Origin of the sequence: Haloarcula sp. 1CSR25-25 (assembly GCF_032027985.1) — an archaeon.
Lineage (GTDB): Archaea > Halobacteriota > Halobacteria > Halobacteriales > Haloarculaceae > Haloarcula.
On sequence record NZ_JAHYBW010000002.1, the window covers coordinates 548,293 to 566,591 of the forward strand.

The 18,299-nt window shown below is 67.3% G+C and carries 16 protein-coding genes; 5 read left to right on the top strand and 11 right to left on the bottom strand.

Annotated elements, in window-relative coordinates; translation table 11 throughout:
• Window positions 1–15: 15 nt before the first annotated feature.
• The 6 genes from KZ498_RS07895 to purH all read right to left on the bottom strand — a co-directional run bounded on the left by KZ498_RS07895 (window position 16) and on the right by purH (window position 8,245).
• Window positions 16–1,509 (bottom strand): globin-coupled sensor protein, encoded by a 1,494-nt coding sequence (locus tag KZ498_RS07895; protein WP_312618140.1) that lies wholly within the window; start codon window positions 1,507–1,509, stop codon window positions 16–18.
• 123 nt (window positions 1,510–1,632) lie between these two features.
• Complete coding sequence (gene folP, locus KZ498_RS07900) at window positions 1,633–4,104, bottom strand: dihydropteroate synthase (RefSeq protein WP_312618141.1); 2,472 nt, start codon at window positions 4,102–4,104, stop codon at window positions 1,633–1,635.
• Between the two features lie 111 nt (window positions 4,105–4,215).
• Window positions 4,216–4,944 (bottom strand): hypothetical protein, encoded by a 729-nt coding sequence (locus KZ498_RS07905; protein WP_312618142.1) that lies wholly within the window; start codon window positions 4,942–4,944, stop codon window positions 4,216–4,218.
• Between the two features lie 42 nt (window positions 4,945–4,986).
• Window positions 4,987–5,535, bottom strand: coding sequence for a hypothetical protein (locus tag KZ498_RS07910; protein WP_396276105.1), 549 nt, complete (start codon window positions 5,533–5,535; stop codon window positions 4,987–4,989).
• Window positions 5,536–5,571: 36 nt separating this feature from the next.
• Window positions 5,572–6,558 carry a formate/nitrite transporter family protein gene (locus KZ498_RS07915; protein WP_312618144.1) on the bottom strand — a complete coding sequence of 329 codons (987 nt, stop codon included), beginning with the start codon at window positions 6,556–6,558 and terminating at the stop codon, window positions 5,572–5,574.
• A 106-nt stretch (window positions 6,559–6,664) separates the two neighbouring features.
• Window positions 6,665–8,245 carry a bifunctional phosphoribosylaminoimidazolecarboxamide formyltransferase/IMP cyclohydrolase gene (gene purH / locus KZ498_RS07920; protein ID WP_312618145.1) on the bottom strand — a complete coding sequence of 527 codons (1,581 nt, stop codon included), beginning with the start codon at window positions 8,243–8,245 and terminating at the stop codon, window positions 6,665–6,667.
• Between the two features lie 127 nt (window positions 8,246–8,372).
• Here purH and KZ498_RS07925 point away from each other — a divergent pair, with 127 nt between their 5' ends.
• From KZ498_RS07925 to KZ498_RS07945, 5 genes are all read left to right on the top strand, one after another.
• Entirely contained in the window at window positions 8,373–8,927 is a 555-nt protein-coding gene (locus tag KZ498_RS07925) for a hypothetical protein (RefSeq protein ID WP_312618146.1), read from the top strand.
• Between the two features lie 259 nt (window positions 8,928–9,186).
• Window positions 9,187–10,254 carry a zinc-dependent alcohol dehydrogenase family protein gene (locus KZ498_RS07930; RefSeq protein WP_312618147.1) on the top strand — a complete coding sequence of 356 codons (1,068 nt, stop codon included), beginning with the start codon at window positions 9,187–9,189 and terminating at the stop codon, window positions 10,252–10,254.
• Window positions 10,255–10,390: 136 nt separating this feature from the next.
• Entirely contained in the window at window positions 10,391–11,773 is a 1,383-nt protein-coding gene (purB, locus tag KZ498_RS07935) for an adenylosuccinate lyase (protein WP_312618148.1), read from the top strand.
• Between the two features lie 85 nt (window positions 11,774–11,858).
• Window positions 11,859–13,166, top strand: coding sequence for an MFS transporter (locus KZ498_RS07940; protein WP_312618149.1), 1,308 nt, complete (start codon window positions 11,859–11,861; stop codon window positions 13,164–13,166).
• Window positions 13,167–13,256: 90 nt separating this feature from the next.
• Window positions 13,257–13,901 (top strand): phosphoribosyltransferase family protein, encoded by a 645-nt coding sequence (locus KZ498_RS07945; RefSeq protein ID WP_312618150.1) that lies wholly within the window; start codon window positions 13,257–13,259, stop codon window positions 13,899–13,901.
• Between the two features lie 25 nt (window positions 13,902–13,926).
• On the opposite strand, the gene KZ498_RS07950 is transcribed toward KZ498_RS07945, so the two are convergent.
• The 5 genes from KZ498_RS07950 to KZ498_RS07970 form a co-directional block, all read right to left on the bottom strand.
• The gene (locus KZ498_RS07950; RefSeq protein WP_312618151.1) at window positions 13,927–15,054 is read right to left on the bottom strand and encodes a M20 family metallopeptidase; all 1,128 of its coding nucleotides are present in this window, start codon (window positions 15,052–15,054) and stop codon (window positions 13,927–13,929) included.
• Window positions 15,054–16,289, bottom strand: a complete 1,236-nt coding sequence (gene lysA / locus KZ498_RS07955; protein WP_312618152.1) for a diaminopimelate decarboxylase — start codon at window positions 16,287–16,289, stop codon at window positions 15,054–15,056. Before lysA ends, KZ498_RS07950 begins: the two co-directional genes overlap by 1 nt.
• 60 nt (window positions 16,290–16,349) lie before the next feature.
• Window positions 16,350–16,877, bottom strand: a complete 528-nt coding sequence (locus KZ498_RS07960) for a hypothetical protein (protein ID WP_312618153.1) — start codon at window positions 16,875–16,877, stop codon at window positions 16,350–16,352.
• 275 nt (window positions 16,878–17,152) lie between these two features.
• Window positions 17,153–17,983 (bottom strand): 2,3,4,5-tetrahydropyridine-2,6-dicarboxylate N-succinyltransferase, encoded by an 831-nt coding sequence (locus tag KZ498_RS07965; protein ID WP_312618154.1) that lies wholly within the window; start codon window positions 17,981–17,983, stop codon window positions 17,153–17,155.
• A gap of 89 nt (window positions 17,984–18,072) precedes the next feature.
• Complete coding sequence (locus tag KZ498_RS07970; RefSeq protein ID WP_312618155.1) at window positions 18,073–18,204, bottom strand: hypothetical protein; 132 nt, start codon at window positions 18,202–18,204, stop codon at window positions 18,073–18,075.
• Between the last annotated feature and the right edge of the window lie 95 nt (window positions 18,205–18,299).

The following is an 18,299-nucleotide window of genomic DNA, read 5'->3' on the forward strand; positions in this document are numbered from 1 at the left end:
TGCTGTGGGTCGAAACTACGCCGTCTCGGTGTCGAGCCGGCGGGCGGTCTCGGCCACGTCCTGAATCTTCTCCGTCTGTCTTTCGTTCGTCGCCGCGAGGTCCTCGAGCTGGGCCGACATGTCGTCGATGCCGCTGGACAGTTCGTCGACCATGCTGGCGACCTCCTCGGTCGACGCCGCCTGGTCGTCGGTCGCCGCGGACACCTCCTGGATGCCCTGTGACGCCTCGTTGACCGCCGAGACGATCTCCTCGAGTCGCTCGGTCGCCGTCTCTACCTGGTCGATGCCCTCCGTCACCTGCTCGGTCACGGTTTCGAGGCTCTCGACGGCGTCGACGGTCTCGTCCTGGATCTCCGTGACGGTGTCCTCGATCTGGTTCGCGTGTTCCTGGGAATCCCCCGCGAGCGTCTTGATCTCGTCGGCGACGACGGCGAACCCGTCGCCCGCTTCTCCGGCCCGGGCGGCCTCGATAGACGCGTTCAGGGCGAGCATGTTCGTCTGGTCCGCGATATCGTTTATCACCTCGACGATGTCGTCGATCTCGTCGGCCTGCTCCTGCAGTCCGGCGATGTCCGAGGAAACCGTATCGACGGCGTCATCGACGTCGTTCATCATGGCCGCCGCTTCCTGTGCGGCTTCGTTCCCGCGTTCGGCCTTCCGTTCGGCCGACGTGCTGGTGCTTGCCACCTCCTCGGCGGTCGAGGCAATCTCCTCGATGGTCGCGCTCATATCCGCGACCTCGCCCGCCACCTGGTCCATCGACTCGGACTGGCTCTCAGCGGTCGCAGTGACCTGCTGGTTCGTCTGTGCGACCTGTTCGGCGGAGGTACTCAGTTCGTCGATGGGCTGCCGGAGTCCGTTCTCGACCTCCTGCATCAGCGCCTGCTGGTCGTCGATCGCCGATTCCAGGCGCTGGCTGTAGGAGTCGATGTACGTGTCCATCGCCACCTGCTGGTCGAGATTGAGGAGCTTGAACACGGAGAGCGCCCGCGACTGCATCTCTTCGAGCGCTTCGTCCCGGTCGGCGTCGCCCGACTGCAGGTCCTCGACGATCGTCCGCAGGAAGTGTTCGACGTAGATGCTGTAGGCGCCGAGATAGATCTTCGGGCCGAGGTCGAGCATGTCGTGAAGTTTCCCGATTCGGGCCCTGTTCTCGAAGTACTGTCTGTCGTAACTCCCGGCGACGAGGTCGCGGAGGTACTGCGTCTGGGTGTTCTTCAGCTGGTCGACCGACTTGGTGGACCGCCCGAATATCTCGACGGTCTCGTCGAACGACTGGAGGTGCTCGTAGAAATCGTCGACGACAGCTTCGGCCCGGGCGTTCGTCTCGTCTGCCATCGCGGTGAGATTGTCGACGTCCGACTCGTCGAACCCGGTGAACTCCTTGCGCCAGCGTATCTCCCCGCTGTCCAGTCCGATACGGTCGGTAAGGGTCGCGCCGTCGACGCCTGACCGATCAGATTCAGTGATGCGTCTTCGAGAGCCGGCACTCTCGCTCTGGAATTCCATGGCGGGGAGTCAAACGACGCGGGGGTTATATGTTCGCCCCCGATTCTCACCGCTGAGAAATATGAACGGACGACGCAAAATTTGGGGCACCAGTCGTTCGTGGCACCCTCGCGGCTGGCCGACTCAGTCTTCGAACGCCTGGGGATTATGGGTCGCCTCGGCGACGCGAACGGCGGCAACGTTTTCGGGGACGTCGTGGACGCGAACGATGTCGGCTCCCCGCTCGGCCGCCAGCGCCGTCGCGGCGATGGTTGCCTCCAGACAGTCGCCCGCCTCCTGGCCGACTACGCGAAACAGCGACTTGTGGGAGTGCCCGACCAGGACGGGACAGCCAAGCGCCTCGAACTCCGGAAGGCGGTCGAGGAGTTCGAAGCTCTCCGTGGCTGATTTCCCGAACCCGATGCCGGGGTCGACGATGATCTGGTCGCGGTCCAGTCCGGCTTTCTCCGCAAGCAGGACGCGCTCTGTCAGCTGGTCGATGCAGTCCTCCACCACGTCGTCGTAGTGGATGTCGCTGTCGGGGTCGACCGGCGTTTCGATCGAGTGCATCACGACCACCGGCACGTCGTACTCGGCAGCGACGAGGCGCATCTCGGGGTCTTCGAGGCCGGACACGTCGTTCAGGATGTCCGCGCCGGCGTCCAGCGCCGCCCGCGCGACGGGGGCTTTCCGCGTGTCGACGGAGATTGCCACGTCCAGGTCCGAGAGCGCCTCGATGACCGGGACGACGCGGTCGATCTCGTCCTCGACCGGGACGGGTTCGGCACCGGGCCGTGTCGACTCCCCGCCGATGTCGAGGATGTCCGCGCCCGCCTCGACCATCCGCTCGGCGCGGGCCACGGCGTCCTCGACGGCGTTGTACTCGCCGCCGTCGTGGAAGGAGTCCGGCGTGATGTTGCAGATGCCCATGACGGCCGTGCCGTCGTCCCAGGGGTGGGCCGTCGACGCGTCCGGCTCGGGCTGCTGGATGGACAGCGCCGCCCGCAGTTCGTCGGCAAAGGACGCGAGCCCGTAGGGCTGGCCGTCCAGTTTCTCCGTGAGGCGCCTGTACTGTGCCATCGTGGCCATCGTGACCACGTCGACGGACTCCTCGTCCTGGTCGTTCAGACCGGACACCGCACATTCGCCGCCCACGGACAGGAGTTCCTCCTTGAGGTACCGGGCCTGTCGCGGCTGGACGCGGGTGCGCAGGACGCGGTGGACGCCCTTGCCCCGCATCCGCCAGGCCCCGGCGTCGGTGACGTGGGCGTCCTCGATAGTCTCGCGGGCCTCGGCCAGCGAGTCGACCTGCTTGGGGACCAGCGAGCGCGACCATCTGGTCCGGGCCTCCCGGACGGCGTACAGCGACCCCACCACGAGGACCGCATCGCCGGACTCCGCGGCGTCGAGCGCGAGTTCGAGCGCGCCCGCCACGTCGCGGCGCGTCTCGACGGCCGCGTCGGTCGCCTTCTCGACGGCGGCCGCGACGATGTGGTGGGACTCCGCCCGGTCGACGTTCGGCTGACAGGCGACGACGTGGTCCGGGTCCGGCAGCGCCGCGGCGATGCGCTCGTGGTCCTTGTCGACCATCGCGCCGACGACGACGTGGAGGTCGTCGTAGTCGAACGCGGACAGCGTCTCGGCGGTGCGCTCGATGCTCCCGGGGTTGTGTGCCCCGTCGAGGACGACCAGCGGCGACTCGTTCATCACCTCGAACCGGCCCGGCCAGTGGGCGTTCCGCAGGCCGCGTTCGAGGGCCGTCTGCGAGACGTCCGCGACCTGCCGGCACAGCGTGGCCGCGATACCGGCGTTCTGTGCCTGGTGTGTGCCAAGCAGCGGGAGGGAGGTATCGACGCTCCAGTCGGGGCCGTCGACCGACACCGACCCCTCAAGGCCCTCACGACCGCGGTAGTGTACCACTATATCGGCGTCATTTTCCGACGGTCCCTGGTCTGTCTCGACTGCGCTCCCGACGGTCACGACGCCGTCGGCGACCTCGCGGACGGCGGCGAGCGCGTCGCCGGTCGTGCCGGTCACCAGCGGGGTGCCCTCGGGCGCGACGTGGGCTTTGTCGCGGGCGATCTCTTCGACGGTGTCGCCGAGGATGTCGGTGTGTTCGAGCGTCACGGACGTGACGGCGCTGGCGACCGGGTCGACGACGCTCGTGGCGTCGTACCGGCCGCCGATACCGACCTCCAGAACGGCGACGTCGACGTCCTGGCGGTCGAACTCCCACAGCGCCATCGCAGTCATCGTCTCGAAGAAGGTGGGCGACTCGCTGGCCGCGCCCTGCTCGGTCACGTGCGTCCGGACTGCCTCGACGAACTCGACGAGGGCGGCTTCGGAGAGCTTCCGGCCGTTGATACGGATTCGCTCCCGCACATCGTCGAGATGCGGTGAGGTGTACAGCCCGACGTCGAGGCCCGCTTCCCGAAGCGTTCGCTCGACCATCCGTGCTGTGGACCCCTTTCCGTTGGACCCCGCAATCTGCACGCAGCGAAGTCCCTCCTGTGGGTCATCGAGCGACGAGAGCAGGTCCCGCGTGGCATCGGTACCGGCTCGCGGGGCGAACCGGCGCAACTCGAAGAGGAAGTTCGCAGCCTCGTGGAACTCCATAGTCGGGCTATCGGAGCCGCTCGCTTTAGCCTGTCGGACTGTTGTGTGTCTCCGACGTGCAGACCGCGTGTCCGTTCTTCGCTCCCGGGATTGCGAACCAGGGGCCGGTAGCTACGCCTGTTCGCTACGGTCGCGCGTGGCCCACCGGCCGAGCGCGCTCGAAAGAACCAGGAACGCGGCACCCAGGAGCGGTGCCGGGTCGATTTTCGCCTCCGGCCGCTCGTCCGCCTCCGGCCGCTCGTCCGCCTCCGTCTCCTCGCCCCCTGCCTCGCCACGCTCTGTCTCGTCGCGCTCCGGCGCATCCACCCCGGCTGCCGATTCGGCAACGCCAGACCGTTCGGTGTCCCGCCGCCGCTGTTCAGACCGGCCCGTCAGCGTCTCCGAAGCCAGCGCCGTCTGGCGTGTCTCCGGCGTCGGCGTGTCGTCGACGTCTCCGGCCGGCGCTGTGGGCTCGAGGTCCGTTTCGGTCGGGGACGGCGTATCAGGGGCTTGTTCGGCCGGCGGTGGCGTCTCGCCCCGGCTCTGGGCGGCCCAGTCCGACGCGTACTCTTCGGTGCTCTCGCCACCGCCCCCGTCAGCGCCGCGGCGACGATACCACCAGAGTCCGGCCGTCGCCGCGCCGAGGGCGATGAGGGACAGCCCCGTGCCGAGCAGTCCCCACTGTCGCCACAGCGACCCGAGTCGGTCCGTCAGACCGGGGCCGTCGGCTTCGTCAGACTCCGCTGGCGGTGGCGTCGGGACAGTCGCGTCGTCGACAACGGCGACGCCGGGGACGGCGTCGAGCACCGAGGCGACGGCGTCCCGCTCCACCTCGACTTCGAGGAGCGTGGGTGCGTCCATGTCTGACCTGTCGTCGGGCGTCCATGTAAAACCCGCTCAGTGTCATTCCCGGGCCGGCTCTCGCTCGCGGTCGGTGTCGATAGGACGCGTCTGCTCGGTACCTTCCTCCTCCGGGGACTCAGGGTCGAGATCCGCCAGTGACCCGGTGTCAGGCTCCTCGCCGTCGCCGAGCAGTGCCTGCAGTTCGCGCTCGTAGGTGGCTTCGGATATCTCGCCCTCGACGTATCGGCGCGTCAGTCTCTCGTGCCGGTCCTCGACAGATGGCGCGAACACGTCGGAGAGCCCCAGCGACGCGAGCGGTGGAACGAGTGATTCCAGCCGTGCGAGCCCGCCGGCGACGCGCTGGCTCTTCGGCACCGACGCCCGCCGAGCCAGCGCACGGACCAGCGCGACCGAGAGGACGACGTCGACGCCCACAAGCAGCAGTGTGCCGAGCAGGAATGCGGCGACGGTCTGGACGACCGCGCCGCCGCCGAGAAGCGCCCCGACTGTCGCGACGACGCCGACGATTCCCAGCCCGACGGCCCCCAGCGTCGTCAGAACGACGGCGGCGAACAGAAGCAGCAGGCGGTTACGTTTCACCCAGTTCACACCACCGATAGCCGGAGGGCGTTGAAATGGTTTGTGTCAGGGCTCCTCTTCCGGCGGCTCCGGGTCGCTTGTGGGAACCTCGTCCGTCGCCGGCACGTACGAGCGCCCGGAGGCGGACAGCCCGCCCCAGACCCACTCCCGGACGGTGAGCTGGCGCTTGGAGCCTCCTTCCCGCGCCGTTTCGAGCCGTCGCTCGGTCGTATGGAAGTAGTTGACGACGGTCACGAGCACGACGCCGCCGACGGAGTTGCCGACGAGCACCGGCAGGACGAACTGCCAGAGGCCGACAGACAGCGCCAGTTCCCCGATGAAGACAAGGTAGAACATCTCCGTCGCGGAGACGACGACGTGATAGAGGTTCCCGAACGGAATCGCCAGAAAAGCGATGTAGATCAACACGAGCCGTGAGATGCTGTCCCGCAGCGAGTAGTCGACCCAGACGACGCCGGCGACGATGAGCCCGGCGAACACCGCCTTCGAGAACAGCGTTATCTGCGATGTCTCGATGGCTTTCTGGGCGAAGCCGGCGGCGGCCGCCGCCGCGTCGGCGGAGAGGACGTTGGTCGTCGCGAGCGCGAGCGCCCCGAGCATCCCGCCGAAGACGTTCGACACGAGGACGACGGCCCAGATGCGAAGCAGCGACGGGAGGCTCGACAGCCGTTCGAGGACGAGCGCGACCGGCGGGAGCGTGTTCTCGGTGTAGAGCTGGTAATCCCCGAGAATGATGAAGATGAACCCGAGCGGGTACAGCAGCGCGCTCAGTATCGGGTCGCCGCCGGTCGTGCCGTACAGCGACGCGTACAGCAGGAACGTCACCGTGATAGCGAACCCACCGGCGAGCCCGCTGAAAAAGAGCTCCCGGGTTCCGGACGTCACCTCTTCGTCGGCAGCGGCGATGATGCGCTGGAATATCTCGTCTGCCGAGAACCGGTCCCGGATGACACTGCCCCCTGCCGGGGCACCGCTCCGGGAGACATCGACAGCGTCGCGAACCGCCTCCTCCCTATCGTCGTTGTCTGCCATCGGTCGCTGATTCAGTAGCCGGTATGAAACGTCTTTCGTTGCCGATAGTAGCCCTGGAAAAAGCCTGCAGTCAGCCGGTACGGGTCATACACTCGCTCGCTATCGCTCAGTCGTGTCTGAACGACCGCTGGCCGGTGAACACCATCGCCATGTCGTGTTCGTCCGCGGCCTCGATGACGCTCTCGTCGTTTTTCGAGCCGCCGGGCTGGATGACCGCCTCGATACCGGCGGCGGCGGCCTCCTCGATGCCGTCCGGGAACGGGAAGAACGCGTCCGACGCCATCACGGCCCCCTCTGCGTCTTTCCCCTCGGCGTGTTCGTCGGCTTTCATCGCGGCCAGTCGGACGGCGTCGACCCGGGACACCTGCCCCATCCCGATGCCGACCGTCTCCGTCCCGTCGGCGAGGAGGATGCCGTTGGACTTGACGTGTTTGAGCGTGTGCCAGGCGAACAGCATCGACTCGACCTGCTCGTCGGTCGGCTCGCGCTCGGTGACGACTTCGAGGTCGTCGGCCGAGAGGTGCTGGGTGTCCCGTTCCTGGACCAATCGACCCCCTACGAGGGGCTTCTCGGTCAGGTTATCGGTGACTTCGAAGTTCTCGTTTACGTCCAGCACCCGGAGGTTCTCCTTCTCGAACAGCACGTCGAGCGCGGCGTCGGTGTAGCCGGGTGCGACGACGACCTCCTTGAACGAGTCGATGATCTGCTCGGCGGTGGCGGCGTCGCACTCGCGGTTCAGCGCGACGATGCCGCCGAAGGCGCTCATCGGGTCCGTCGACAGCGCCTTCCCGTAGGCGTCGGCCACGGAGTCGGCGGTCGCACAGCCCGCGGGGTTGGTGTGTTTGATGACCGCGGCGGCGGGCTCCTCGAACTCCTTGATGAGGTTCAAGGCGCCGTCGGCGTCGTTGTAGTTGTTGTACGACAGCGCCTTCGCGCCCTCGTTCAACTGGTCGGCGTGGACGACGCTGGCCTCCGAGACGGTCGTGTCGGCGTACAGCGCGGCGTCCTGGTGGGGGTTCTCCCCGTAACGAAGGCTCGACGCGAGGTCGTCCGAGACGATGCGGCGGGCGGGGAAGTCGCCGCCGTCGTCGCCCTCTACCGAGACCGTGCCCTCCTCGAAGTCGACTGTCACGCGGTCCTCGGCGAACCACTCGACGACGCGGGGGTACGCGGTGAACTCGCCCTCGTAGAGGACGCGCTCTTTGAGGCTGGCCTCGTCGTCGCCCTCGAAGACGGGGATCGGTTCCTGCGTGACGATGGGGCCGCCGTCGACGCTCTCGTCGATGACGTGGACGGTACAGCCGGTGACCTTCACGCCGGCGTCGAGGACCTGCTCGTGGGCGTTCGCCCCCGCGAAGTTCGGCAGCAGGCTCGGATGGACGTTCAGCGTCGTCGGGGCCGAATCGAGGAACGTCTCGCTGAGGACGCGCATGTAGCCGTCCAGCGTGACGAGGTCGAAGTCGTACTCCGAGAGGGCATCGAGGATTCGCTCTTCGTGGGCCTCGCGGGCCTCGCCCGCGTCCCGTTCGACGACTTCAGTCGGGATGCCGCGCTCGGCGGCTGCTTCGAGTACCGGCGCGTCGGCGTCGTTCGTCAGGACCACGGCGAAGGACGCCCCGCCCGGGGCGCGGTCCGCGATGTTCATGAGGTTCCGGCCGCGGTTGCTGGCCATACCGGCGAGTTTCATGTGGGACCGACGGACCGGCCCGTGCAAAGTTGTTCCGAAACCCCCGGCCGACCTGTGGCGTGTGCCCGGGCCGCACTACTCGTCCTCGGTGCGGTGTGCATTTGTAGGCCGACGCCGACTCGCCCGTATGGCGAAGCTACGGTGTCAGCGCGCGGGTGCGGTCGCCGCCGTCGGTGGTGTCGTCTGGGTCGGCTGGGCCGTGGCGCTGTCCACGACCGGCCAGACCGCCACGAGCCAGCCAGTCCTAGCCGGAATCGTCGTCTCCGCACTCGGTATCGTGGCCGGGCACTACGCCGTCGAGGACTTCTACGGGGCCCGGATGAAGCGGCCCGGGACCGCCGGCGCGTGGGCTGGCGGCCTCGGCGGCCTCGTATTCGGGGCCGGACAGCTGCTCCGCCTCCTCGACGGGGGCGGCGAGGCGATAATCGGAATCGGCGTGCTCGTGCTGGTGGCCGGGTCGATGCTGGTCGCGGCCGGTCTCGTCAGGACCCGCATCCAGCCGCCGTGGCTGGGCGTGTTGCTCGGCCTCGGGACCATCGCCTTCCTCGGGTTCGAGGTACAGCCCGCGACGGCGACCGTCTACGGGCTGGCCTGGGCCGCGCTTGGCCAGGACCTCTACCGCTTCGACCCGCCGGACGGTCGCTTCGGCGAGGCCGACAGCGACTACGGCTGGCTGCGCTGAGCGAATGCCGCCAGCGGGCCTGTTCCCGGTCCGTCTCTCGTAGCGTTTTCAGGTCGTTTGATACAGATAGAATTATTACATATACCGGAACGTTACCGGCTCCGGAAGTCGAAAGTCGTTCTCGGGACGGGACTCTGATGTATGGCGCTGCTATCACGTAATCCGCAAAACTGTGGGTAGCGGACCTGGTGACCCGTACCAATCATGTATGAATAAAATCATAATTTTAATTAGTGAGATATACTATGTGCCATGTGTAATGCAAGCAGTACTACTAGAAGAGTTTCAGGAACCGCTGACAGTACAGGACGTCGACCGCCCCGAGCCGGAGCCGGACGGTGCCGTCGCCGAGGTCATCGGCTGTGGTATCTGTCGGTCCGACTGGCACTGCTGGCAGGGGGACTGGGACTGGTTCGGCTACCGGCCCGACCCGCCACACATCCTCGGTCACGAGCCGACCGGCCGTATCGTCTCTGTCGGCGAGGACGTCGAGAACCTCGAGGAGGGACAGGAGGTCGCCATCCCGTTCAACTTCGCCTGCGGGAGCTGTGACCTCTGTCGGAACGGGCGAGAGAACATCTGTGAGAACCACATCGGGCTCGGGTTCATGAACCAGGCTCCCGGCGCGTTCGCCGAGGAGGTCCACATTCCCAACGCCGACCTCAACGCCGTTCCGCTTCCCGACGGTATCGACGCCGAGTCGGCCGCCGGAATGGGCTGTCGGTTCATGACCTCGTTCCACGCGATGGCCCACCGGGCACCGATCAGCGCCGGCGACGACGTGGTCATCCACGGCTGTGGCGGCATCGGGCTCTCGGCGGTCCACATCGCGAACGCCCTCGGTGGCAACGTCATCGGGGTCGACCTGATGGACGAGAAGCTAGACCGAGCGGAGGACCTCGGCGCTGTCGCCACCGTCAACGCAAAGGAGGTAGACGACCCCGCAACGGAGGTCAAAGCCATCACTGACGGTGGTGCCGACGTCTCCGCAGACGCGCTCGGCATCGCAACGACCTGCCAGAACGCGGTGAACTCGCTCCGCAAAGGCGGCACGCACGTTCAGATCGGGCTGACCACCAGCGAGGAGGAAGGGATGGTGTCGCTCCCGACCGACGAGTTCGTCGCCAAGGAGATCGACTTCAAGGGGTCGCTCGGCCTGCAGCCGTCGCGGTACAGCGAAATGCTCGACATGGTGGAATCGAGCAAACTCGACCCGACAGCACTGGTAGAGGACACTGTCGACATCCACCAGGTGCCCGACGAACTGGCCGCGATGAGCGACTACAACACGGTCGGTATCCCGGTCTGCAACGAGTTCAGCAACTGACGTCGCGACCTTCCTTTTGCATTCGAACCCTTCCCCCGCTCCCTTCCAGTTGTCGTGTCGACGCAAGTGCTGCTGCACGGCGTCGCGGCTGGGGGAGAACGACACGCTTTTTCGCGCCTCCCGCGCACACTCGGGTATGACCGAGAGAGGGCCACTGGCCGCCGTTTCGCCGCTCGACGGCCGATACGCCCGCTACACCGAACCGCTCGTCCCGTACGCCAGCGAGCGGGCGCTAATGTCCGCCCGCGTCGAAGTGGAAGTCGAGTACCTCATCGCCCTTGCCGACCTCGACGCCACGCCGCTGTCCATCGACGACGGGCAACGCGCCACGCTCCGGGCGCTGTACGAGGAGTTCGACGACGAGGACGCCACTGTCGTCAAACAGCTCGAAACCGAGGGCTACGGCGAGTACGCGGCGACCAATCACGACGTGAAGGCCATCGAGTACTTCATCCGGCTGGGCATGCCCGAGGATTTGGACGCCGCTCATTGGATTCACTTCGGGCTGACCAGCGAAGACGTGAACAACCTCGCCCAGCGGCTGCTCGTCAAGCCCGCCGCCCAGGAGGTGCTGGTGCCCGAACTCCGCGAGATTCGAGATACGCTCGTGGAGATGGCCCACACCTACGCAGACGTGCCGATGCTGGCCCGCACCCACGGCCAGCCGGCGACGCCGACGACGTTCGGCAAGGAGATGGCCGTCTACGCCTCCCGACTGGGCCAGGCAATCGGCCGCGTGGAGCGGGCCGCAGACGCCCTCTCCGGGAAACTGGCCGGCGCGTCGGGGACCTACGCGGCCCACGTCGCCGCCTACCCGGACGTCGACTGGCCGGCGTTCGCCGAGTCCTTCGTCGGCGACCTCGGACTGGACCAGGAACCGCTGACGACGCAGGTCAACCCGTGTGACGACCTCGCGGTCCTGTTCGACGCCTTGCGGGGCGCGAACAACGTCCTGCTGGACCTGGACCTGGACGTGTGGCTGTACGTCTCGGACCGCTACCTCGGGCAGGAGGCCGTCGAGGGCGAGACGGGGTCCTCGACGATGCCCCACAAGGTCAATCCCATCGACTTCGAGAACAGCGAGGGGAACCTCTCGAAGGCGAACTCCGACCTGGTCTTTCTCGGCGACTACGTCACGAACTCCCGGCTTCAACGGGACCTCTCGGACTCGACGGTCAAGCGCAACATCGGGGCCGCCTTCGCCCACTGCCTCATCGGCTACAGCAAGTGCCAGAACGGGCTGGCGAAGGTCGTCCCCAACGAGCAGGTGATGTACGACGACCTGACTGCCACGCCGGAGGTCATCGGCGAGGCCGTCCAGACCATCCTCCGCCGCGAGGGGTACGCAGACGCCTACGAGCAGGTGAAGAAGGCCACGCGGGGCCGCGAGGTCACCATCGAGGACTTCCACGCCATGTTCGCCGACCTCGACGTGAGCGACGAGGTGCGGGCCGAACTGGAAGCGCTGACCCCGACCGGGTACACGGGCATCGCGGAACAGCAGGCCGACGGTATTTGAGGGCGGTCCCCGTTTTGGAGCCGACACCTGTCCAGCCGCGGGCGAACGCAACTATCAGGGGCGTGGCCGCCGTCGTGGGCGGTAGATGGTCCTCGGCACTGACTCGCGGGTCCTGACGCTCGCGTTCGCCCGGATGGCGGACGCATTGGGCAACTCGTTTCTCATCATCGTGCTTCCCCTGTACATCGCCAGCGGCCAGGTGTCGCTTGCCGGTATCGTCGGCCAACAGGTGCTCGGGTTCACGCTCCAGACGGAGACGCTCATCGGGCTGGTGCTCTCCCTCTTTGGCCTGCTGAACAGTTTCGGCCAGCCGTTCACCGGGCGGCTCTCGGACCGGACCGGGCAGCGTCGGATATTCGTCCTCACCGGGCTGGTACTTTTCGCCATCGGGAGCGCGGCCTACCCGTTCCTCTCCTCGTACTGGACGGTCCTCGCCGCGCGTGCGTTTCAGGGACTCGGTGCGGCGTTCACGATTCCGGCGACGGTGGCGCTGGTAAACGACTACGCCGCGAGCGACGCCGAGCGCGGCGGGAACTTCGGCGTGTTCAACACCTTCCGGCTCATCGGCTTCGGCTTCGGGCCGATAATCGCCGGCGTCGTCATCACCGGCGGGCTCGCCGCCAACGACGTGGTGACCTACCGGTTCGCCGGCGCCGCGATATCCGGCTTCACTGCCGCCTTCGCCGTCGCCGTGCTGGGCGCCGTCGTGAGCTTCGTCCTCGTGTGGGCCCTGATTCGGGACCCACCGTTCGAGGCCGAGGCGGGCAAAGACCTCTCGATAGCGGTTCTGGACCGCGAGGGACGGGGGCTGGATTCGGTGTTCGTGCTCGGGGTCGGCACCTTCATGATGGCGACCACTATCGCGCTGTTTGCCACGCTCGAAGGCCCGATTCGAATGCGACTGAACGAGTCGACCCTGTTTTTCAGCGTCCAGTTCGCCGCTGTCGTCATTGCGAACGTGGCCTTCCAGGTGCCCATCGGGCGGGCGAGCGACCGCTTCGGCCGCCGACCGTTCATCGTCGCCGGGTTCGTCGTGCTCGCCCCGTCGGTGTTCGTCCAGGGACTCGTCACAGGCCCGTGGCTCATGCTGCTGGCCCGGTTCGTCCAGGGAATCGCCGTCGCACTCGTGTTCGCGCCGTCACTCGCGCTCGCGGGAGACCTCGCCGGCGCCCGCGGGTCGGGGACGACGCTGTCCGTTCTGACGATGGCGTTCGGACTCGGGGTCGCTGCCGGCCCGCTGGCGTCGGGACTGCTGTACAACCTCGGGTCGTTCAGCACGCCGTTCACTGCCGGCGCCGTACTCGCGGTCCTCGCGCTCGTTCTGACCTACACGCAGGTCGAGGAGACCCTAGAGCTCGGGCAGGAGCCGGACCAGCCGGTGCCACAGGACTGACCGGCGAGGGTCGGCTGCCGTCCGGCAGTGTTCACCTGATTTCGGCCACCAATCGGAACGGTTAGGATGCGCGATTCCATATTGTGAGATATGTTCACAGACCGCTCGGATGCGGCGCAACAGGTCGTGACCGCGCTGCGCCGGCGGGATGTTGTCGGCGATGTCGTCGTCGCGCTCGCACCGAGCGGAGTCCCGGTCGGCAAGGTGGTCGCCGACGCGACCGACCTTCAGCTGGATGTCGTTGTAATACAGCGTATACAGGCCCCGACCCATCCCGACCTGACTATCGGGGCCGTCGCGCCGGGCGGGTTCTCGTGGATAAACAGCCCGATGATGCGGTTCCTGGACGTGGACTGGGAGTACGTTCAGGAGGCCAAGACGCACGCGAGCGACGCCGTCGAGACCCGGGCGGTCGGCTACGGCGAGACGTGGGGGCCACTCGACGTCTCCGAGAAACGAGTGGTGCTGGTCGACGACGGGATTCCGACGGGCGCGGCGATGCGCGTCGCCACCCAGCGCCTGCGGAAAGCCGGCGCCGACGAGGTCGTCGCTGCCGCCCCCGTCGCGCCGCCGGACGTGCTCGACGAGGTGCAGCAGTGGGCCGACGACGTCGTTGTCCCGCTGAAACCGGCGGCGTTCCAGGCCACCGCCGACTACTACGAGGAGTTCGACTGCGTGACAGACGAAGACGCGACGACGGCGCTCTCTGACCTTGTCCAGCGACGGTCGGCGTAAGCCAGTCTGTCGGCGGGGCCGCCACTCAGACCAGTCGTTCGACCGTCTCCCGCACGGCTCGTGCAGCGGCCCGGACCTCCGAAAGCCGGACGTACTCGCGTTTCGAGTGCGCGACAGCACCCACCTCGTCGCTCAGGTCGCCGGGGCCAAACACCACGGTCGGCCCGTGTGCAGCGAAGTACGAGGCTTCCGTCGCGGCCCCGAACTGCCGAACCCCGCCGCCGCTGGCCTCCTGCAGCGTGCGGACCAGCTCCGCGTCGGTGTCGGTCGCGAACGCCTCGGGAAACGGCGTGTCCGGGCGGATGAGGTCCACGGTGAGGCCCATCGATTCCGGGAGCCACTGTTCGAGGTGGGCCTGCAGGTCGGCACAGAACGACTCGCTCGTCTCCGGTGGCACGCTGCGCCGGTCGAACGTGATGGTGCATTCGGCCGGGACCTGATTGGTCGCCTCGCCGCCCTCAACCATCGAGGGGGTGAGGATTGGATACCCCAGCGTCCCGTGTTCGTCGGGCCCTCTCTTGTCATCATACGACTCCATCGCCTGTAAGATAGGCGCGGCGGCCCGGATCGCGTTGTGGCCGCTGCCGGGATCGGCGGCGTGTGCGCTCTCGCCGTGGATGGTGACCGTACCCTCGAACTGGCCGCGGGCGGCCGTACAGACGTCGAGTCCCGTCGGCTCGCCGACGATGTAGCCGTCGGCGTCGATGGTGTCCGCGAGGTGTGCGCCGCCGGTCTGTGTCGTCTCCTCGTCGGTGGATATCGCCAGCGTGACGCGGCCGTCGTCGGGCGTCACGGTGAGGAACGCGTCCAGCAGGGCCGTGAGCGGTCCTTTCGCGTCACAGGCGCCGCGGCCACAGGCGATGTCGCCGTCCCCGTCGCCGCCAGTACCGTCGACAGTCTCGTCCGGTCCCGGCGGCTCCCGCCGCCGCTCGTAGGGCAGGTGTGGCGGCACGGTGTCGATGTGCGTGTTGAGCAGGACGTGGGTCCCGTCGTCGCCGCCACGGGACACGACCACGTTCCCGAGGTCGTCTATCTCGGGGTACTCGCCGGCGTCTTCCAGCGTGTCGACCAGCAACGAGCGCATCTCGCCGACGCGCTCGTGGGAGGGCGTCTCGACGGCCTGCCGGTGGAACGAGGGGATGTCGAACGTCATTACTGTTCCATGCGTGTCACGTCCGCAAGCGTCTCGCGTTCCCGCACGACCCGCGTTTCGCCGCCCTCGAAGGCAACTTCCGCCGGCCGTGGCTGTGAGTGGAACTGGTTCGCCAGCTCGTAGCCGTACGCGCCGGCGTTGCCGATGGCAAGCAGGTCGGTCCGCTCGGGTCGGGCGACGGGCCGGTCGGTGCAGAACACGTCGGCGCTCGTACAGCAGGGGCCGCCCACGGACACCGGTTCGGCCTCGCGGTCCGGCGCGGTGACGTTCCGGATCGGGTGGTAGGAGCCGAACATCGCCGGCCGGATGAGCGTCGCCAGCGAGGCGTCGACGCCGACGACGGTCGCTGCCGGCGTCTCCTTGACCGTGTTGACCTCGGTGAGGATGCACTCGGCGTCGGCGACGACGTAGCGACCGGGTTCGAGTTTGACCTGCGCGTCGAGGTCCCCGACGGCCTCGCGAACCTTCTCACCGACCACGTCCATGTCCAGGGGCTCGACGTCCTCGCGGTACGGAACCCCGAAGCCGCCGCCGAAGTCGACGAAATCCAGGGCCGCGCCGCCGCCGATGACCTCCCGGCCCATGTCGGCGACCTTCGCGATGGCACGGCAGTGGTCGTCCAGGTCGTCGTGGAGGACGCCGCTGCCGGCGTGGGCGTGCAGGCCGACGAGGTCGAAGCGCTCGCGGACGTCCGCTGCGACCGCGGGCACCTCGTCGTAGGGAATGCCGAACTTGGCGTCCTTTCCGGTCGCGACCTTCTCGTGGTGGCCCGTTCCGATGCCGGGGTTGATGCGGATGGCGACCCGGCCGTCGTAGCCGCGCTCCTCGAGGCGGTCGAAGGTGTCCCGCGCGCCCCCCGTAATCGTCAGCCCGGGATTCTCGGCGGCCAGTTCGACGGCACGGTCGAGGTCGTGGTCCGGCGGATTGACGGCCGTGTACTGGAGCGTGTTCGGGTCCGCGCCGGCGTCGATGGCCCGCTGGAGTTCCCCCCAGGCCGCACACTCGATGTCGGCTCCCGTCTCCAGCAGTTTCGAGAGGACGGCCCGCCCGGTGTGGGCCTTCGCGGCGTACATGACGTGGGCGTCGGGAAACGCCGCGGCGAACCGCTCGTAGTTCTCTGCGACGCGGTCGAGGTCGACGACGTACAGCGGTGTGCCGTGGTCGGCAGCCACCGCCTCCAGGCGCTCGTGGTCCCAGTCCGCGAGGCGGCGGACCGGCGGCGAGTCGTGACTCATTAGCGAAACCACAGCGGCGGCGGCTAACAAGGGTTCCGTTTCAGGCCACTCGGGGAGTCGCTACCCCTCCGTCGGGACCGTCTCCGCCGCGAGTCGCTCCCGGGACAGCGCGTATGTCCCACCCAGCAGCAGGCCGTACACCAGATGCGCGACGCCGACCGAGACGATAACGAGGAAGGTCCCGAGCATCCCCGGCAGCGGCACCAGCGGCTCCGGGAACGACTGGACGCCGAGGGCATTCATCGAAATCGGCAACAGGATGCCGGTCGATATCAGTCCGATAGCGGCCGCGTACACGACCCCCGCGGCCACACTCTCGGCCGCCGAGGTCGTCTGCTCCCGCAGAACCGGCCGGGAGACGATGACCGCGAACACCAACCCGGCGACGGCGCTGTTCACCAGGTGAACGACCCACCCGCCGACGACTGTAGGCCACCCGTACAGCGCTCCGATGAACGGCATGAGGTTCGCCCCCGCATGGAAGACGACCCCCATGCCGACACCGGCGACCAGCCCGCTCGCTGCCCCGGCGACCCATCTGAACCGCAGCAGGCTTGCGACGCGAGCGCTAGCGTGTTGCTGGCTCATACGAGGTAGTGTGTTCCATGGTACCAAATAACAGCCGATAGTGCAGCCCCGGTAATGTGGCCTTACAGGTCGGCCGGGGTCAGATACCCGTGAGAATCAGGTTTTGGATTTTCTCGCTTCGCGCCTGTCGCTGCTCGCGTGTCGAGGTTGCGACGTTCAGTTCGCCGCTCGCGGGTCACTTCCGTTCCCCGCTCGCGTGTCGAGGTTCTTCGCTTCGCTCAGAACTTCGCTGCTCGCGGCTTCGCCGCTCGCATTTCGAGGCGCGTAGCGCCTCGCTACTCCCGAAGCGCGTCTTCTCTCTCCGTCGCTTCCAGCGTCTCCTCCTCGACGTCAGTCGCCACGACGGCGGGCTTGTACGCCCCGCCGGGAATCAGGTCGTTCTCGCCGACCGAGGAATCGACGAACCGCTGGAACGCGCGCCGCTCCGGGGGCAGTTCGCCGTACAGCACCTCGTCCTCGACGAGGTCGTACACCGGAATCCGCGGCGTCAGGAGCGTGTTCTCGCCGACAATCGACCCCTCGCCGACGACGAAACCGCTGGTGACGCGACAGCCGGCCCCCAGCGACACCTCGTCCTCGACGATGACCGGCGCGTTCTCGACCGGTTCGAGAACGCCGCCGATGAGCGTGTTCGCGCCCAGCTTGACGTTCTCGCCGATCTGGGCACAGGAGCCGACGGTGTCACAGGAGTCGACGAGCGTCCCGTCGCCGACGTACGCTCCTATGTTGACGAACGAGGGCGACATCATGATGCAGTCCTCGCCGAGGTACGCGCCCCGGCGGATTGTCGTCCCGTCCGGCGTGTTACGGGTGCCCCGTTCGCCGAGGTCCGCGGTCTCCCGAAGCGGGAGCACGTCGTGGTAGTCGACGCCGCCGTACTCGCGGGCGACGGTCTCGCGCAGGCCGAAGTTCAGCAGAATACCCTGTTTGACCCAGGCGTTGGCCTCCCACTCGCCGCCGGACTTCTCCGCGGCGCGGACCTCGCCGGCCTCCAGCGCCGCGAGGAACTCCGCGAGTACGGCGAGGTGGTCGTCGGTCGCGTCAGTCGCTGATAGCCCGTCCTGTTTCCGTTGCCAGAGGTCGTCGATGTCGGCTTCGAGGCTCATACCACCCGGTTGCGACGCCGGGGGCTTACCTACCGGGGTTTCGACGCGGCTGTGCTACTGTGACTCATTCCGCTGGTCGCGTGCCGTTTTCAGTCCGCCCCGTGGCCGGGGATGTACCCGCAATCGTGGCACATGCTGATTCGCGGCGCCGTCGCTTCGAACTCGCCGGAACACCGCGGGCAATCGGTCGCTGGCAGTTGGATGCGCTGGTTCGTAGCCATACACGACGTTCGGCAATTCCGACGTATAAGGCTAACCGTAATATCGAGGGAGGTCTTCGAGTGTGTATTAACACATATTCATATTTCCCGAATAG

Bases quoted from the DNA above. Each gene is read 5' to 3' on its own strand.
- KZ498_RS07895 (WP_312618140.1), bottom strand. From the start codon at position 1,509: ATGGAATTCCAGAGCGAGAGTGCCGGCTCTCGAAGACGCATCACTGAA.
- folP (WP_312618141.1), bottom strand. From the start codon at position 4,104: ATGGAGTTCCACGAGGCTGCGAACTTCCTCTTCGAGTTGCGCCGGTTC.
- KZ498_RS07905 (WP_312618142.1), bottom strand. From the start codon at position 4,944: ATGGACGCACCCACGCTCCTCGAAGTCGAGGTGGAGCGGGACGCCGTC.
- KZ498_RS07915 (WP_312618144.1), bottom strand. From the start codon at position 6,558: ATGGCAGACAACGACGATAGGGAGGAGGCGGTTCGCGACGCTGTCGAT.
- purH (WP_312618145.1), bottom strand. From the start codon at position 8,245: ATGAAACTCGCCGGTATGGCCAGCAACCGCGGCCGGAACCTCATGAAC.
- KZ498_RS07925 (WP_312618146.1), top strand. From the start codon at position 8,373: ATGGCGAAGCTACGGTGTCAGCGCGCGGGTGCGGTCGCCGCCGTCGGT.
- KZ498_RS07930 (WP_312618147.1), top strand. From the start codon at position 9,187: ATGCAAGCAGTACTACTAGAAGAGTTTCAGGAACCGCTGACAGTACAG.
- purB (WP_312618148.1), top strand. From the start codon at position 10,391: ATGACCGAGAGAGGGCCACTGGCCGCCGTTTCGCCGCTCGACGGCCGA.
- KZ498_RS07940 (WP_312618149.1), top strand. From the start codon at position 11,859: ATGGTCCTCGGCACTGACTCGCGGGTCCTGACGCTCGCGTTCGCCCGG.
- KZ498_RS07945 (WP_312618150.1), top strand. From the start codon at position 13,257: ATGTTCACAGACCGCTCGGATGCGGCGCAACAGGTCGTGACCGCGCTG.
- KZ498_RS07950 (WP_312618151.1), bottom strand. From the start codon at position 15,054: ATGACGTTCGACATCCCCTCGTTCCACCGGCAGGCCGTCGAGACGCCC.
- lysA (WP_312618152.1), bottom strand. From the start codon at position 16,289: ATGAGTCACGACTCGCCGCCGGTCCGCCGCCTCGCGGACTGGGACCAC.
- KZ498_RS07960 (WP_312618153.1), bottom strand. From the start codon at position 16,877: ATGAGCCAGCAACACGCTAGCGCTCGCGTCGCAAGCCTGCTGCGGTTC.
- KZ498_RS07965 (WP_312618154.1), bottom strand. From the start codon at position 17,983: ATGAGCCTCGAAGCCGACATCGACGACCTCTGGCAACGGAAACAGGAC.
- KZ498_RS07970 (WP_312618155.1), bottom strand. From the start codon at position 18,204: ATGGCTACGAACCAGCGCATCCAACTGCCAGCGACCGATTGCCCGCGG.